The organism is Streptomyces sp. CG 926, assembly GCF_003148825.1.
Classification (GTDB): Bacteria; Actinomycetota; Actinomycetes; order Streptomycetales; family Streptomycetaceae; genus Streptomyces.
Genome location: NZ_QGGZ01000001.1, coordinates 696,123 through 714,255, shown reverse-complemented (window position 1 = coordinate 714,255; position 18,133 = coordinate 696,123). Strand labels below are relative to the sequence as shown.

General features: G+C 69.0%; 6 protein-coding genes and 1 riboswitch. Of the genes, 4 read left to right on the top strand and 2 right to left on the bottom strand.

Translation table 11 applies throughout. The annotated features are described in order from the left end of the window. Nucleotides 1-17: 17 nt before the first annotated feature. On the bottom strand, nucleotides 18-4,286 hold the full coding sequence (locus BCL76_RS02950; RefSeq protein WP_109777823.1) for a ricin-type beta-trefoil lectin domain protein: 4,269 nt from the start codon (nucleotides 4,284-4,286) through the stop codon (nucleotides 18-20). A 473-nt stretch (nucleotides 4,287-4,759) separates the two neighbouring features. Here BCL76_RS02950 and BCL76_RS02945 point away from each other — a divergent pair, with 473 nt between their 5' ends. The 4 genes from BCL76_RS02945 to BCL76_RS02930 all read left to right on the top strand — a co-directional run bounded on the left by BCL76_RS02945 (nucleotide 4,760) and on the right by BCL76_RS02930 (nucleotide 14,210). Further along, nucleotides 4,760-11,995: a polymorphic toxin-type HINT domain-containing protein gene (locus BCL76_RS02945; protein WP_109777821.1), complete on the top strand. Its 7,236-nt coding sequence runs from the start codon at nucleotides 4,760-4,762 to the stop codon at nucleotides 11,993-11,995. Next, nucleotides 11,992-12,468, top strand: a complete 477-nt coding sequence (locus BCL76_RS02940) for a hypothetical protein (RefSeq protein ID WP_109777819.1) — start codon at nucleotides 11,992-11,994, stop codon at nucleotides 12,466-12,468. Before BCL76_RS02945 ends, BCL76_RS02940 begins: the two co-directional genes overlap by 4 nt. Nucleotides 12,469-12,830: 362 nt before the next feature. Continuing rightward, the gene (locus BCL76_RS02935; protein WP_146228304.1) at nucleotides 12,831-13,862 is read left to right on the top strand and encodes a DUF3710 domain-containing protein; all 1,032 of its coding nucleotides are present in this window, start codon (nucleotides 12,831-12,833) and stop codon (nucleotides 13,860-13,862) included. Nucleotides 13,863-13,988: 126 nt separating this feature from the next. Beyond that, nucleotides 13,989-14,210 (top strand): hypothetical protein, encoded by a 222-nt coding sequence (locus BCL76_RS02930; protein WP_030390548.1) that lies wholly within the window; start codon nucleotides 13,989-13,991, stop codon nucleotides 14,208-14,210. A gap of 109 nt (nucleotides 14,211-14,319) precedes the next feature. Here the strand turns inward: BCL76_RS02930 and cobN are convergent, their stop codons facing one another. Further along, nucleotides 14,320-17,937, bottom strand: a complete 3,618-nt coding sequence (gene cobN, locus BCL76_RS02925; RefSeq protein WP_109777814.1) for a cobaltochelatase subunit CobN — start codon at nucleotides 17,935-17,937, stop codon at nucleotides 14,320-14,322. Nucleotides 17,938-17,992: 55 nt separating this feature from the next. Then, nucleotides 17,993-18,097, bottom strand: a riboswitch (cobalamin riboswitch). Nucleotides 18,098-18,133: the final 36 nt, after the last annotated feature.

Below are 18,133 nucleotides of genomic sequence, written 5' to 3'. Positions count from 1 at the left end.
CGCGGTGCGCTGCGCCGCTACGGCGTGGGGACGGGGAGCGGCGCCGTACCGAGGACGGGCACGGTCCAGCGCTGGGCGGGGCTGGGATTGCAGTCCCAGAGCCCGAGCCGGGTGCCGGGGGTGGTGTCGAAGCGACCGAGATCCAGGCAGCGGCCGGAGGCGGGGTGGTAGATGCCGCCGTCGGCGCGCGGCAGGAATTGCTGGCTGCCGACACCGGTACAGGTACGGAGCTCGATCGGGGTGCCGTTGTCGACACCGCTGTTCGCGGCGTTGAGGCACATGCCCTGGTTGCGGATCGTGCCGTCGTTGTGGACCTGGAACTGCTGGGCGGCGGTGCCGTTGCAGGCGGCGATCTGGATCTTGTTGCCGTCCTCCAGGCGGTTGAAGTCGTTGTCCACGCAGTTGCCTGCGGCCTGGGTCAGGTGGATCGGCCCGGTCGCCTGCGGAGCGGTCATGGGGGCGGCGTACGGGTAGACGGCGAGGTTGCTGATGCCGCCCCGGAAAGGAACGTCGAGGTAGGCGCCGGAGTCCTTGAACCGGCCGAGGTGGAAGGGACCGACGGGGGCCGGGCTGGTGGACGCCTTGTGGTGCCCGGTGCCGGCGAGGGTGCCGTCGACGTACAGGCGCATCAGGCCGGTGGTCTCGTCGTAGACGGCGGTCAGCTGCTGCCAGGTGTTCAGGGTGATGGCGCCCGCGCTGTTGACCTGCTGGGTCTCGTCGTACGGCCAGGGGTTCGTGTCGCCGTTGGCGAGGGAGAACTGCCAGGTCTTCTTCTCGGTGTTGTGGAAGAGCAGGAGCGAGCTGTTGCGGGCCAGGTCCTGGCTCAGGACGACTCCACCGAGCTTCGAGGTCTTGACCCACGTGCTGATGGTGAAGCTCTTACGGGTGTCGATCACGGGGCCGGAGGTGTCTGCGTAGGAGGTGCCCGCCTCGTTGAAGGCGGCGTAGCTCGAGATGCGACCACCGATGTTCTCGGCCGCGGGGAAGGTGACGTCGGTCGTCGTGGCGGGGAAGTTGCCGACGGCGCTCGGGGTGGTGTTGCCGGTCTGCCCGGTCAGCTTCCACTGCGCCTTGGGCATGTTGAGGTTGCCCAGGGTCACGGGGGTGGTGCTGACGCCGGTGACGGCCGGGAAGGGCGTCGCGGTGCCGACGCCGTTGAAGGCGACAAGCTGCTGGTTGGCGTCGACCGCCCACAGGTCGGGGATGCCGTCGCCGGTCAGGTCACCGTCGGATCCGACCCGGGGGTAGGCCTTGGGGTCGATCTTGCCGGAGATGAGGCCCGCGGCCGGGTTGGTGAAGCCGGTGAGGTCGGGGGCCTGGGCCGTGCCCTTGACCGAGAAGGCGTGGAGACTGCCGTCGGTCTTGGAGCGGGCCCACAGGGTCGGGAAGTCGGTGCCCTGGGCGCGGCCGGGGGTGAGCAGGTCGTAGCCGGCCCACCTGGTGTCGTTCGCGGAGAGGAGGACGGCCTGCGGGGCGAGCGCGTTGAGTGAACCAGCGGTGCCCAGCCACAACCGTCCGTTCTCGACGAACAGTAGTGACGTGGTGGGCAGCTTGTCCGCCGTGGCCCCCGAGTCACCGGTGGGGGAGCCCAACGCCGCGATCTGGGTCACCTTGGACCAGTTGGTGACGCTGTAGCCCTGGGCCGCGCAGTCGATCGAAGCGCCGGCCGGGGTTACGCAGGTGGCCGGCTTCACGATCGGCGCATTGGCCTGTCCGTCGAGGCGGCCGCTGTTGTCATTGCTGTACAGGTAGAGCTCGGGCTTGCCGGGCTCATGGGCGAAGAGGTCGTCGACGGTCTTGCGCCCCAGGCTGCCCCGGTGGCTGATCTGGACGCCGTTCCAGTTGGGGGTGGCGCCGGGCGCCGCCTGGACGACCGCGTTGGGAGCGCCGTACGGGTCCTGGCCGCCTGCGATCGTGCGAAGGTTCCCGGCGGTGTCGGGGAGCAGGACATCGGGCTTGCGGTCGTTGTTGAGATCACCGAACACAGGCTTGCCCGCGTCGGGGTCGGACGGCGCGTAGTAGCTGTAGACGAAGGGCTGGGACATGTTGCCCGCGTTGTCCTGGGTCTGCAGGTAGACGAAGTTGGTGCCCCACTGCGGCGGTGTGACCTTGACGGTGGCCTTGCCCCCGGTCAGCTTGATCACACCGGGGTCGGTGCACTTCCAGCCGGTGGCGGCCGCCTTCACGGGGTCGGTGGTCCAGCGGGCGCAGGCAAGGCCGGAGGTGCGGGTACCGGTCGCCGGGGCGGGGTCGGTGCCGCTGAGGGTGAAGGTACCCTCCTGGCCGGCGAGCTTCGGGTGTGCCCCGATGGTGCCGGAGGCGGGGAAGTCCGTCGAGGTGACGGTGGCGGTCGGCGGGGTGCGGTCGACGCGGAAGAAGCACATCTCGGTGGCGTTGCTGGTGAGCGTGCCGTCCGTGACGCGGGCCACCCAGCCGTACTGATGGCCGTCGGTCAGGGCGCCGATGTCGACGGTGGCGTCACCGTAGCTGCCGTTCCAGCCCGTGTCGGCGAAGGTGGACTTGCCCCCGTCGTCGTCGTCCCAGTACTGGAAGCCCCCCCAGAGCTGCTGGCCGGTGGCCGAGTAGGTGGCGGTGGTCAGGGTGATGTTGTTGTTGGCGCCGACCCAGCCCGGGTTGTCCCAGGGGTTGGTGGTGCCGGGTGTGCTGCAGTCGGCGGAGGAAGCGGTGTCCGCGAAGCCGGGTGAGGGCCGGGTGCGGGGCCACCAGACGGTGGGCTGGATGTCGTACTCGACCACGATGCGCGGAGTGTTGTCGAACCGCTGGCGGTAGAGCTTTTCGCCCTCGTTGTCAGGCGCCAGGCCCACGGTGATGGTGGGCCAGCGGTACAGGGCCGCCATCTTCACGAGGTTCTTGACGTCGAAGGCGATGCCACCGGACCCCGACATCATGATGCCGGCTTCCTTCGTGCAGCCGCCCATGTGCGAGCTCGTGCCGCACGGCTGCTGGGTCCACTTGGTCGGGTTGCCGATGGCGTTGGTGGAGTACAGACCCATCGGGGTCGGCGTGCTCGGGCTCGAGGAGGAGACCACGTTCGCCTCGAACCGTGCGCTGAGGATCTCGGCGCCGTGGAGCCGCGGGTCCACGCCGATCTGGAAGTAGGCTCGGGTCCTGCCGATGCCTTCGCATCGGGGGTTGCCCTCGAAGTAGCCGCAGTAGCCGGTGGCGGGCCTGTCCTGCCCGTACTGCGTGCCGTTGAACTCGTTGGTGTCCGGGTACGCCTCCTGGACCTGGGACCAGGCCTGGTTGGCGTTGTTGAGGGTCGGGTTCCAGCCCGGATCGATGTACCAGGGACCCGTGCCCCGACCGAGGAGCGCGGTGTCGGGAACGAGCTGGATGCCGCGGGTGTCGGCGGTCGTGACGATCGGCTTCACCGCGGCACCTTCGCCGGGGCCGTCGGAGCTCGACACGGTCGAAGGGGCCAGGGGGGTCGTGGTTTCCGCGGCCGGCGCGGACTGCTTGGCGAAGGCGCCCGGCGACTTGGCACGGGCGCCCGTGGCGGCCGACCCGGAGCGGGCCGAGTCCCACATGACCGGGGTCGGGGCGGTGAAGCGGGCGTTGCCCTGGGCGTCCACCGCCTTCAGGTTGCCGGCTGCGTCGGCACTGACCGTCAGGCCATCGGCCTCGACGGGGAACTGTAGCTTCGCGACGGCGGGACTGGCGGCGGCCTCGGCGGTGCGGACGATCAGCACCTGGCGCCAGCCGCCGGCGGTGGTGGCGGTGAGTTCGAGGTCCACGCCCGGCAGGACGGACGGGTAGAGGGCGCTGTCCCCGTTGAGTGTGGGCTTGGGCAGCGGGAAGGGTGCCTTGAGGGCCAGCTTCTTGCCGTCGGCGGTCGTCATGGTCGCCATCGGACCCGTTCCGCCGCCGGAGAAGCCGAGTTGGGAGGGGACAGCCACCGGGGCCACCGTGCCTTCGGCGGTGGTCCGCAGGGTTGCGTCGACTTTCTGCCATGTACCGGAGGCGTTCTTCACTCGCTCCGGTGCGAGGGCGGTCTCCGTGGTGAGCGTCCCCTGAGGGGTGGCGAAGGTCTGTGAACTGGCCGTCGTCAGCGCGTCGATGACGACCCGCTTGCCGTCGCTCTTGGCCTGTGCTTTCGCGGCGCCGATCACCGACGACGCAGCGGAGGGCGGAGGGGTCTTCGGCGCGGGCCAGGACACATCGGCCGGACCGTGACCGCGTGCCTCCTCGGCGTACGCGGGAGGACCGGTCAGCAGACCGGCCCCGAGAGCGACCACGGCCGCGCCGGCCAAGGGGATCGTGAGCATGCCGGGGGAGCGGCGTCTGCCGGGTACCCCCGGGTCGGAATGGCGTGAAAGGAATGCAGGCCTCAAGGCGGAGGTCCTCGCTGTCAGCGGTAAATGAAGGGAAGTCAGGGGCACAGTTCCTTCCGATCTGCAAACTTGTCAACAGTGTGTGAGGGGCTCGTGACGATGTGATGTCCGGTTCATGTCGCGAAACGCCATGTTGTCCGCGGGTGACATTGCTCATGGGGAGATTCTGAGAATCTCATTAGACTTCCAACTTCCGTTCCATAGAGCGTGGTTGATCCGGATCGGGTCGGTCCGGTCCTTTTCTGTACCGGTTTCCTGGGGGGATCCTGTTGTCTCATCGGAGTCGCTTTGCCATGCGCTCAACGCGTGGCAGAGCACGGGTCGCGGTCGTTGCCGCACTCGCCGTTCTCGTTTCCGGACTGGGGCTTCCCGCAGTCCAGGCGGCTGACAAACCGCCAAAGGTGTGGGTGCCACCGAAGACCGCGCTGCCCGGTACGAAGCCGGTCAAGGGGGCGGACGCCAAGTCCGCGAAGGGCGCGACGCCGACTGCCAAGCCCTGGAAGCCCGCGCCGAAGTCGAAAGCACCGGCCGGCGCCGGCCGGGTCGAGGTCGGATCCCGCCCCGCCTCGAAACCCGGTGCCGACGCAGGGCCCGTCCAAGCGGGCGAGTTGCCCGTCTGGGTCGCACCCGGGAAGGCCGCAAACGGCAAGGCCCTGCCGTCCGGACCCGCGAACTCCACTTCGGCCGGCAGCTCCGGCAGCTCCGGCAGTCTCAGCGTCGAGGTCAAGGACGCGGCCAAGGCGCGCGCAGCCGGAGTGAACGGTGCCCTGATCACCCTCACCGAACCCGCGGGCGTTGCCGCCACGGGCAAGGTCGAGGTGGGCCTGGACGTGTCGGCATGGGCGAAGAGCGCCGGGGCCAACTGGGCCGACCGTGCTCGCCTGGTGCAGCTGCCCGCATGTGCCCTGACCACCCCGGGTGCAGCCGGCTGCACCACCCGCACGCCCGTCGCCTCGCACCGGGACGCCAACGGGCGCCTGGTCGCCGAGGTCGAGGTGGCGAAGAACGCGGCAGCTCCCAGCGTGCTGCTGAAGCCGCAGCCGGGTGCCCAGGCCGGGTCCGCGGCGGCTCCGCAGGTCATGGCCGCCCAGGGCGTGGCACTCGCCGTGGAGCCGGGCCCGTCCGGCAACCTCGGCGACTACTCCGCGACGCCGCTCCTGCCTTCCGCCTCCTGGCAGGCCGGGGCGAACTCGGCGAACTTCACCTACGGCTACACGGCCGAGATCCCGTCGACCATCGCGGGTGCGGCGCCGAGCATGGTGCTCGGCTACGACTCCTCCTCGATCGACGGCCGTACCGCGTCGACCAACGCCCAGTCCGGCCTGATCGGTGAGGGCTGGGACTGGCACCCCGGATCGATCTCCCGCTCCTACAAGGGCTGCAAGGACGCCGGCATCAAGGACTCGGGTGACGAGTGCTGGGCCGGAGACATCCTCTCCCTGTCCATGGCAGGTCACGCCGGGCAGATCGTCCGGGACGACAACACCTGCGTCTACCGCCTGCAGGGTGATGACGGCACCAAGATCGAGCGCCTGACCGGCCGGCGCAACTCCGCCTGGAAGGGCGAGGGCTTCCGCGTCACCACGACCGACGGCACGCAGTACTACTTCGGGTCCAACCGCCTCCCCGGCGGTGACGGCACCGACCCGGAGGCCAAGTCGGTCTCCACCATGCCCGTCTACTTCAACAGCGGCCAGGACAAGTGCCTCGGCGCCGACACTCCGGCCAACGGCACCTACCAGCAGCTGGGCTGGCAGTGGAACCTCGACTACGTCGTGGACCCGCACCAGAACCTGACCTCCTACCGCTACGAGCAGGAGGACAACTACTACGGGCGCGGCGGCGGCCAGAACAACGGCAACGGCACCCCGACCCTCTACCAGCGTGCCTCCTACCCGACCTGGATCGGCTACGGCCAGCGCCTGCCCGACCAGATCACCGCGAAGGGCAAGGCGAACACCGCCGCCCAGATCTGGCTCCGCCCCGGGGACCGCTGCTTCGAAGCGGGCGACGCCTGCGATCCCACCAAGCGGAAGACCAATGCCACGGCCTGGGGCGACACCCCGGTCGACCAGGAGTGCGCGGCCACCGGCCAGTGCCTGAACCTTTCGCCGACCTTCTTCACCACCAAGCGGCTGACGAAGATCGACACCGAGGTCCTGGGCACCGGCGGCTACCGCAACATCGACTCGTACGCGCTGAAGCAGCGCTTCGAGGCACCGGGTGACGGAACCTCCCCGAGCCTGTGGCTCGAGTCCATCCAGCGGACCGCGACCAACGCGCGCACCCCGCTGACCGTGCCGCCCGTACTGTTCGAGCCGCTGGAGATACCCAACCGTGTCGACGGCGTGGTCAAGCGCCCCGACGGCACCGAGGCCAGCACCTCCCGCTACAACCGGCCGCGCATCCAGACGATCACCACCGAGACCGGTGGCCGCATCAACGTGGTCTACAAGGCCCCGGAGTGCTCGCGGGTCAAGGGCACCATGCCCGCGGCCGACGACACCAACACCATGGCTTGCATGCCGGTCAAGTGGTACCTGCCCGGCCAGTCCTACCCGGACCCGGTCAACGACTGGTTCCACAAGGTCGTCGTCCAGTCCGTCACCCAGCAGGACATGGTCGCGGGCCAGGTCAGCACGGTGACCGACTACGAGTACGGCGGCGGCATCGCCTGGCACCGCAACGACTCCGAGTTCGCCGACCCCAAGACCCGTACGTGGGACCAGTTCCGCGGCTTCGCCACGGTCACCACCCGTACCGGTAGCGGCAACGCGGCGGAGGCCCCGCGCACCAAGTCGGTGGCCACCTTCCTGCGCGGCATGGACGGCGACGTCTTGGCCAACGGCACCAAGCGCAGCGTGAACGTCCCCGACGCGCACGGCGGCACCATCAAGGACGAGGAGGTCCTGTCGGGCTTCGTCCGCCAGACCGAGACCTACGACCGCGACGGCGGCACCGTCGTCGGAGACGAGGTCTCCACCCCCTGGCTCGGCGCCGTCACCGCCACCCGTGCCCAGTCCGGCGGCATGCCCGCCATCACGGCCCGCGCGTTGAACACCGGCAAGGTCACCAGCCGCGCCAAGCTCGCGAGCGGTGCCTGGCGCACCAACGAGCGCACCTCGACGTACGACGGCACGCTCTTCTCGCGGCCGCTCCAGGTGGACGACAAGGGCGACGTCTCCCGCACCGACCAGCGCATGTGTACCACCTTCGAGTACGCCACCGGCCCCGGCGGCGCACTCACGCAGCTCGCTTCCCGCACCCTGATTCTCACGGGAGCGTGCGGTCAGACCCCCACGGCGGCCAACACGGTCGGCGACACCCGTACGTACTACGACGGCAAGGCCCTCGGCCAGACCGGGACCACTGCCGACCAGTCCGGCACCGAGGTGCTGGAGAAGTACGACGGAGCGGGCAAGCCGGTCTACCGGCTCAACATGACGGCGACGTATGACGCGTACGGCCGTCTGACCACGAGCACGAACAAGGTGCGCAAGGACGGCACCCACCAGGACGGCGCGGTCACCAAGACCGAGTACAGGGCACTGCCCAACGCGCTGCCCTACGAGGTCACCCACACCAACCCGCTGGGCTGGAAGACCACCACCACGCTCGACACCGGCCGCTCGCTGCCGATGAAGACCACGGACGAGAACGGCCACGTGGCCGAGCGCGGCTATGACTCCCTCGGCCGCGTCACCACCATCTGGCAGCCGGGGCAGGACCGGTCCGTCGACCCGGCGGTCCGCAAGTTCTCGTACTCCATGAACGGGACGAACGCGCCGACCACCGTTCTGAGCCAGGCGCTCATGAACGACGGCAAGTACATCAACAGCTACACGATCTACGACGGCCTCGGCCGCGTCCGCCAGACCCAGGCGCACACCCCGTCGGGCGTGGACGGGCGCATGATCACCGATGCGCTGTTCGACTCGCACGGTCGGCAGGTCAAGACCAGCGCGCCGTACTACAACGACGAGAAGGCTCCCGGCGGGGCGCTCTTCCTGCCCAACGGCGGAGTCAACCCGGACAGCAAGATCCCGTCCCAGACCGTCTCGGTCTTCGACGGACTCGGCCGGACCACTGCCTCCGTCTTCCAGGCCTACGGGACCGAGCAGTGGCGTTCGAAGACGGAGTACCCGGGCGCCGACGAGGTCCGGAACATCCCGCCGGCCGGCGGCTACGCCACGGCGACGGTCACCAACGGCCTGACGTCGGTGGTACGCCAGTACAAGGGCAACACACCCACGGGTGCCTACGACGAGACCACGTACGTCAACAACACCCAGGGCAAGGAGCTCTCCCGCAAGGACTCCGCCGGCAACGAGTGGACCTTCGCCTACGACCTCCTGGGCCGCACGGTGAAGACCACCGACCCGGACTCGGGCACTGCGGAGACCTTCTACGACGACACCAAGAACCTCGTCACGGTCAAGGACGCCCGTGGCAAGACCGCCACGTCCGTCAGCGACCTCCTCGGCCGCACGGTCGCGACCTACGAGGGCGCGGCAGTCGACCCGGCCAAGCAGGTCGGCGGCTTCACCTACGACACCAAGGCGCTCGGCAAGCCGTCGACCAGCACGCGTTTCGTGGGTGGGGCTTCCGGCAGTCCGTACGTCACGGAGGTCACCGGCTACGACGGCGGCTACCGTCCCCTCGGCACCAAGGTCACCATCCCCGCCGTCGAGAAGGAGCTTCAGGGCACCTACGAGACCAAGAACACCTACGACAAGTACGGACAGCTCAAGACCACGGACCTGCCGGGCATCGAGAAGGCGGGCCTCGGCGCGGAGACCCTGACATACGGGATCAACTCCGTCGGCAGCTTCACCTCGCTCGACGGCAAAATCGGCTCCGTGATGACGCCGTATGTCGTGGACATGCGGTACGACCCCTACGGCCGAGCCATCCGCACCACTCTCGGTGACACGGGCCGACAGATCGTCTCGACCGTCGACTACGACGAGGGCACGGGCCGGCCGGTCCGGTCCACCCTCGACAAGCAGACCGCGGCCACGGCGAGCGTCGATGTAATCGACTACACCTACAACCGGGTCGGTCAGCTCACCTCGATCAGCAACACGCAGGACGGCGCGGCCCGTGACCTGCAGTGCTTCACGACCGACTACCTCGGCCGGCTCACCCAAGCGTGGACCGACACCGGCACCACCACGACGGCTCCCCAGCCGAGCGTGCGCGGCATCGGCGGCTGCTCCAACGCCACCGGGCCGAAGGTCGACGGGACGGGCAAGCCCAGTGTGGGCGGGCCGGCCCCGTACTGGCAGCAGTACGAGTACGACAAGATCGGCAACCGCACCAAGCTGGTGAAGAAGGACGTCACCGGCAACACGGCCAAGGACACGACGGTCACCCAGACCTTCGGCTCCGGCCCCAACGCTCCGTCCACCGACCCGAAGACGGGCGGCGGCACCGGCGGCCCGCACGCGCTGATGGCCTCCACCGAGACCACCGGTGCAGGCTCCAAGGTCACTTCGTACACGTACGACGCCACCGGTAACACCGCCTCGATCACCAGCACCCCGGGCACCAAGAGCCTGACCTGGAACGACCAGGGCAAGCTCGACAAGATCACCGGAACCGGCGAGAGCGGTGGCACCAGCTACCTCTACGACACCGGCGGCAACCAGCTCATCCGCCGTGACCCCGGCAAGACCACGCTCAACCTCGGCACCGACCAGATCACCCTGGACACCACCACCAGCAAGGTCTCCAACGTCCGTACCTACGGAGCGCCGGGCGGTCTGTCCGTCACCCGCACCACGACGGCCGGCGTCTCGTCGCTCGCCTACCAGTCCTCGGACCACCACGGCACGAACGGCGTCCAGTTCAACGCGACCGACCTGGCCCAGGTTCGCCGCCCGGCCGACCCGTTCGGCAACGAACGCGGTACCCAGCCGACGCCGGATGCGTGGGCTGGCGACAAGGGATTCGTCGGCGGCACCAAAGAGAAGTCCACCGGCTTCACCCTTTTGGGCGCCCGCGAGTACGACCCGACCACGGGCCGGTTCATCAGCCCCGACCCGATCATCGACGGTGGCGACCCGCAGCAGTGGAACGCGTACGCCTACTCCAACAACGACCCGTTCAACAAGTCCGACGCGACCGGCCTCAAGGTCTACTGCGACAACTTCTCCTCCTGCAGCGTCAACACCAACACCGGCAACACCAACAACTCCAGCGCCACCGTGAGCAGCGGCAGCGGAACCAGCAGCAACCGCGGCGCCAAGGGGGATGCGGACGAGGCCAATCACGAGCTGAACAAGGCCAAGAAGAAGCGCGATGAACTGAAGCACGCCGTAGTCGACCTGGTCCTGGACCTGATCGGTTACAACGACGCCCGTGACTGCTTCACCAAGGGCGACGTCATGGCGTGCATCAACACGGCACTCAACGCCGTCCCTTGGGGCAAGCTGGCCAAGGCCATCAAGATCGGCATCAAGGCCTTCAAAATCTACAAGGAGCTGAACAAGGCCTACGACGCGGTCAATGCCGCCGAGCGCAAGGCCTCCAAGGCCATGGAGGCCTTCACCAAGGCCAAGAAGGCCGAGGGCGAAGCATCCGCTGCCGCGGCTCAAGCACGAAAGGCCGGGGACGAAAAGGCAGCGACGGAGACAGCAACCGACAGCGCCGGCACAGAATCCAAGGCCGGCAGAGGCGATGCCGACGCCGAGACGGGCGGAGGAGGAGCGGAATCCCGCGCAGCCGACTCCGAAGCGGGAGCTTCCTGCCCCATCAAGCGGAACAGCTTTCCCACGGGCGCGCGCGTCGAGATGGCCGATGGTACGAGCAAGGCCATCGAGGACGTCCAGGTGGGCGACAAGGTCTTGGCCACGGACCCGCAGACCGGTGAGACCGAAGCCAAGACGGTCACGGCCACCATCACCACTCCCGACGACAAGGAGTTCACGGATCTCACCCTGACCGACGACGCGAACCCCCGCGGCCCGCCGGTCACCCTCACCTCCACCTCCCACCACCCGCACTGGAGCGAAAGCCGCCGCCAGTGGCTCGACGCCGGCGACTTCGCCGAGGGCGAGCAGCTTCGCAAGCCCGACGGCTCAACCCTTACAGTCCAGGCCACCCGGAATTACCCGCTCGCCGTCACCACGCACAACCTCACGGTCGACGACTTCCACACGTACTATGTGCTCGCGGGCGCAGCCCCCGTGCTCGTCCATAACTGCCCTGCCGGTACCCGAGGTCCCCAGGGCAAGTTCAAGCCCGAACTGGTAGTGGACCGCGCGCAGGGTAACTGGGACCTGGAATCGAGGATCTCTGACGCCAGCGCACTCCGGGATGCAGCTGCTGAAGCTGCGACGGGAGCGGCAAAGTCACGCACCTACACGGCAGCCGTGCACAAGAGGACCGGTGATATTGCAGTTAGTTGCTCGGGTAACGGAAGTTGCGCCGAGCCGAACATCCTGAATGCCACGGGATGGAACGCAGATGACGTCATATTTACCCGCGCTATGCGTAGGGAAGATGTCGGTGATGGCCTGGGGAAGGTTCTGCAGGAAAAAGAGATCTGCACTGTATGTCAGGGGAGCTATGGGCCAGGAAACTTCGTCTCAGGTGTTCTTTTTGACCCTGCGGGGCCATGGATGATTGGGCTGGGGTGAACGTAGTCACTATTGAGCTGCAGCGGCATGACTGGGCCGCGCTGCGGTGCGGATGCGGAAAGTCGGGCGCCCACATTCCCTCCTCGTTCACGGCTCTGCTCGAGGCTCGTACGCTGGGTGAGACCGTCGGGCACACGCTCGATGGGCACCTGGAGCGGGAGTCGATGCTGTTCCAGGTGGCGCCAATTGCAGTGCCGGCCATCCTTGCCGCCTTGACCTGCGACTTGCCGCCGTTTACCAGAGCGCATTTCTTGAATATGCTTTGGTATCTGGTTACGGGGGAGTCCCACTCCACTGAGGTGGCGGCCGGCCTGCCTGAACTGGAAGAAGAGTGCCGATTCGCCGTTCGGGAAGGGATCTGGCTCATCTACAAAGAGGCGACGTCGGGAGACAGTGAAACGTCCTTCGATATTCTCGAATTTGTGGATCTGGATTCCGGGCGATTTGAGCATTTCCGGGCCATGGTGAAGTGAAGGGTTCCGCCGCAAGCTGAGTACGCCTGACAGTCCCTCGCTCGCTGTTCAGCGGCATGCCCGTAGATGAGTGGTCAAGAGCCCCACGCGTGTCTCCGCGTGGGGCTCTTGCGTGCGCCTTGGTCGGCCCCGCCGGATCTTGGTGCGGCGCAGCCGCCCGAACGGCGAGGGGTCCCTTCCGGGGAGGCCTCGATTCTGCCGGCGCCACGGTCCGTATGGTTCCGGGCGCCTGCTCGGTACCAGGCGTGGTGGTGGCACCGCTCGGGCGGGTGCCCGGCGGCGAGCCCTCGATGCGTCCACTGGCGCGGCCGAGGTGGCTCTCATCGGGATACGGGCTTGGCAACTTATGAGGGGATGGTTGAGTGGCCGCCGAGGCTAGTGAAGCACGTGCCGTTCTGCACGAGTTCACGCGTGAAGGTCGACTGTCGCCGGGCTCATCGGAGCGGGCGGAGTGGGGGACATGGGATCGGGTCGCACCGGGATGGGTTCTCCTCCTCGGCCTCAAGTCCCTGGTTCTCTTCCGCTGGGAAGAGGGGCGGACGGGACCGGAGCTGCTTCCCGACGTACCCGCCGGCATGTCGCGTAATGAGGCCGACAACCTGATCGAAATGCTGCGCGGCAGCCTCTCGGCCGCCGAGGTTGCCCGGACCACGGGTGGGCTGACGCTCGAACGGGTGCTTGCTCTGTTGGTCTGCGTCATTGCTGACGAAGCGATGACGCACCAGGAGGTCGACACGCTGCTCGAGTTGGCGGTAGCGATGAATGAAGAAGTCCTGCAGTCCGGTGACCTCTCGCGGCCGCTGTACCGGGGAACCGATATCGGTCCGTGGGACGTGAGCGAGACGGATTGGGAGGCGATGGGCCTGCTCGATCTCGGTGGGCTGAAGGTGCCGCGCAAGGACGTGCGGAAGGTGGAAGTCAATCCTCTGCGGTCCGACACGGAGGAACTGGCGGAGGTGGTTCTGTTTCGCGGCACGACCGCCAGCTTGCAACTCCAAGCCTTCCGGACCTCCGGTGAACCCGAGTGGGGAACGATCTGCGATCGGCTGGAGGTGGACCTGCGGGCTCGCGGCGCCGAGGTCGAGCGGTGGTCCGGGCGGGAGGGCGTCGAGCTCAGGGCTGTGGTTCCGGTCGCGGGTGATACCCGCGGCCGGGACCGGATGACGGTTCGGTTCATCGGATGCGACGGCCCGGGGTGGCTCCTGAGGGGCGTGATCGGCGGCGCCGTGGCCCTTCCCGACAGCAGTGACGACTGGGCCTACGGTTCCTTCGAAGGCGTGGTCGTGGATCCGGCCTTCGTGGTGCCGAGAGCGGTCCCCGCCTGGCCCGCCGTCGGCGATCTCCTGGCATCGACCGAGCAGAGCCGGGTCATCCCGCTGCGTTTTCCTGAGTGAGCGTTCCACCGCCGCTCGACGTGCTTGTGCTCCGTCCAGTGCCCCGGGGTGTCGGAGCATGGGGTGATTGTCGGATTGGGTTAGGTTTGCCCCGATATTCGTTTCGGGATTCCGAGAGGGACGCTCATGGCGATCGATCTGGACAAGGTGCTCGACAAGGCGTGGGCCGACAAGCCGCTCGCCGAGGTGCTCGCGGCACCCGTCGCCGCGCTCAAGGGCGTCAGCGACGAGGACGGCAAGCTGCTGCACGAGGCCTTCGGGGTCAAGACCGTCGCCGACTTCGGGCAGCTGAAGTACGTGCGTTGGGCCCAGGCGCTCGTCGCGCTGAACCAGACCGTCAAGGCGTAGTACGTATTCGGGTGCGCGTGCTCGGGGTGCGCGGGCCTGAACGAGAAAAGCCGTCCCCCTCACCCGGTGGCTGGGTGAGGGGGACGGCCTCTGTGCTGTTCCGGGAGGGCTACTCCGACTCGCCCTCCAGGTTGCCCTCCGTGTCCAGGTAGACCTGGCGCAGGGATTCGAGGATCTGCGGGTCCGGCTTCTCCCACATGCCGCGCGACTCGGCCTCCAGCAGGCGCTCCGCGATGCCGTGCAGGGCCCAGGGGTTGGCCTCCTCCAGGAAGGCTCGGTTGGTCGGGTCCAGGACGTACGTCTCGGTGAGCTTGTCGTACATCCAGTCCGCGACCACGCCCGTCGTGGCGTCGTAGCCGAAGAGGTAGTCCACCGTCGCCGCGAGCTCGAAGGCGCCCTTGTAGCCGTGGCGGCGCATCGCCTCGATCCACTTGGGGTTGACCACACGGGCACGGAAGACGCGCGAGGTCTCCTCGACCAGGGTGCGGGTCTTGACCGTCTCCGGGCGGGTGGAGTCGCCGATGTACGCCTCGGGGGCGGTGCCGCGCAGGGCGCGGACCGTGGCCACCATGCCGCCGTGGTACTGGAAGTAGTCGTCCGAGTCCGCGATGTCGTGCTCGCGGGTGTCCGTGTTCTTCGCCGCGACCGTGATGCGCTTGTAGGCCGTCTCCATCTCGTCCCGGGCGGGGCGTCCTTCGAGGCCCCGGCCGTACGCGTAGCCGCCCCACACCGTGTAGACCTCCGCGAGGTCGGCGTCCGTACGCCAGTCGCGGGAGTCGATCAGCTGGAGGATGCCGGCGCCGTACGTGCCCGGGCGCGAGCCGAAGATACGGGTCGTCGCGCGCCGCTCGTCGCCGTGCTCGGCCAGGTCCGCCTGGGCGTGCGCCCGGACGTAGTTGTCCGCGGCGGGCTCGTCGAGGGACGCGGCCAGGCGTACCGCGTCGTCCAGCAGGCCGATGACGTGCGGGAACGCGTCGCGGAAGAAGCCCGAGATGCGGAGCGTCACGTCGATGCGGGGCCGGCCCAGCTCGTCGAGCGGGATCGGCTCCAGGCCCGTGACGCGGCGCGAGGCCTCGTCCCAGACCGGGCGGACGCCGAGGAGGGAGAGGGCTTCCGCCACGTCGTCGCCCGACGTACGCATCGCGCTCGTGCCCCACAGGGACAGGCCGACCGACGCCGGCCACTCGCCGTTGTCGGTGCGGTAGCGGGTGAGGAGGGACTCGGCCAGCGCCTGGCCCGTCTCCCACGCCAGGCGGGAGGGGACGGCCTTCGGGTCGACCGAGTAGAAGTTGCGGCCCGTCGGCAGGACGTTGACCAGGCCGCGCAGCGGAGAGCCGGACGGACCCGCCGGGACGAAACGGCCGTCCAGGGCCGCGACCACGTGCGTGATCTCGTCCGTGGTGCCGGCCAGCCGCGGGACCACCTCGCGCGCGGCGAAGGACAGGACCGCCGCGACATCCGCCGGGTGGTCCGCCGCGACCGAGTTCACGGCGTCCAGGGACCAGTTCGCGTCCTCCATCGCCTGGACCAAGGCGCGGGCCTGCTCCTCGACCGTGTCCGCCGAGGTGCGGGTGGCCTTGGACTCGTCGAGGCCGAGCGCCTCGCGCAGACCGGGCAGGGCCGTGGTGCCGCCCCAGATCTGCCGGGCGCGCAGGATCGCCAGGACCAGGTTGACCCGCGACTCGCCCGTCGGCGCGCCGCCCAGGACGTGCAGACCGTCGCGGATCTGGGCGTCCTTGACCTCGCACAGCCAGCCGTCGACGTGCAGCAGGAAGTCGTCGAAGCCGTCGTCGTCCGGACGCTCCGCCAGCCCCAGGTCGTGGTCGAGCTTCGCCGCCTGGATCAGGGTCCAGATCTGGGCCCGGATGGCCGGCAGCTTCGCCGGGTCCATCGCGGAGATCTGCGCGTACTCGTCCAGGTGCTGCTCCAGACGCGCGATGTCGCCGTACGACTCCGCGCGCGCCATCGGCGGCACCAGGTGGTCGACCAGGGTGGCGTGCACGCGGCGCTTGGCCTGCGTGCCCTCGCCCGGGTCGTTCACCAGGAACGGGTAGATCAGGGGCAGGTCGCCGAGCGCGGCGTCCGGGGCGCAGGCCGCGGACAGGCCGGCGTTCTTGCCCGGCAGCCACTCCAGGTTGCCGTGCTTGCCCAGGTGGATCATCGCGTCGGCGCCGAAGCCGCCGTCCTCGGCACGCGCCTGGATCCAGCGGTACGCGGCCAGGTAGTGGTGCGACGGCGGCAGGTCCGGGTCGTGGTAGATCGCGATCGGGTTCTCGCCGAAGCCGCGCGGCGGCTGGATGAGGATGAGGAGGTTCCCGCGGCGCAGGGCCGCGAGGACGATGTCGCCCTCCGGGTTGGCGGAGCGGTCCACGAACATGTTGCCCGGGGCCTCGCCCCAGTGCTCGGTGACGCTGTCGCGCAGCTCGGCCGGGAGCTCGGCGAACCACCGCTTGTAGTCGGCGGCCGGGATCCGGACCGGGTTGCGGGCCAACTGCTCCTCGGTCAGCCAGTCCTGGTCGTGGCCGCCGGCCTCGATCAGGGCGCGGATCAGCTCGTCGCCGTCGCCCGAGACCAGACCGGGGATGCCCTCGGTCGGCCCGAAGTCGTAGCCGCCCGCGATCAGGGTGCGCAGCAGCTCCACGGCGCTGGCCGGGGTGTCGAGGCCGACCGCGTTGCCGATGCGCGAGTGCTTGGTCGGGTATGCGGACAGGACCAGCGCGACCTTCTTGTCGCGGCGGTCGATGTGCCGCAGCCGGGCGTGCCGTACGGCGATCCCCGCGACGCGGGCGGCCCGCTCGGGGTCGGCCACGTAGGCGGGCAGGCCGTCCTCGTCGATCTCCTTGAAGGAGAACGGGACGGTGATCAGCCGGCCGTCGAACTCGGGCACCGCGACCTGCGTGGCGGCGTCCAGCGGGGAGAGGCCCTCGTCGTTCTCCTCCCAGGCGGAGCGCGAGCCGGTCAGGCACAGGGCCTGCAGGATCGGCACGCCGAGACCGGCGAGCGCGCCCGCGTCCCAGGACTCGTCGTCGCCGCCCGCCGAGGCGGTGGCGGGCTTGGTGCCGCCGGCCGCGAGGACGGTGGTGACGACCGCGTCGGCCGATTCCAGCGCGGTGATCAGCTCGGGCTCGGGGGTGCGCAGCGAGGAGACGAAGAGGGGGACCGCCTGGGCGTCCTGGGCCTCGATCGCCTCGCACAGGGCGTGCACGAAGGCGGTGTTCCCGCTCATCTGGTGGGCGCGGTAGTAGAGCACCGCGATCCGCGGGCCGGTGGTGGTCCCCGGCGTGCGCTCCAGCGGGCCCCAGGTCGGGGAGGCGGCGGGCGGCTCGAAGCCGTGGCCGGTGAGGAGGACGGTGTCGGAGAGGAACCGGGCGAGCTGCTCCAGGTTCGCCGGACCGCCGTGGGCGAGGTAGCCGTGGGCCTCGGCCGCGATGCCGATGGGGACCGTGGAGGCCTCCATGAGCTGGGCGTCCGGAGCCTGCTCGCCGGTCAGGACGACGACCGGGCGGGTCTGGCCGGGGGCCAGGAGCAGGTCGAGGCCGTCCTGCCAGGCGCGGAGGCCGCCGAGGAGGCGTACGACGACCAGGTCGGCCCCGTCGAGGAGGGCGGGCAGGTCGTCGAGGGGAAGACGGGAGGGGTTCGCGAACCGGTACGGGACGGGGCCGTCCGCCGTGTTCGCTGCGCGGGCGCTGAGCAGATCGGTGTCGGACGTCGACAGCAGCAGGATCATGCGGCGGCAGGCCTTCCTCGGGGTTTCCGCGCCCCGGGCAGTGTGAGGACAGCGGGAGTTCCTGACTCACCCCGGTCGCCGGATCGCTCCGCGGGGTTCACAGTGGCGGGACCGCGCCGGAATCGCACCGGGCTTCCTCCCATGTCGCCGTCCTCGGCGACGGCGGGCCGTGTGGTCCGCCGGAAGGTCATCTTAG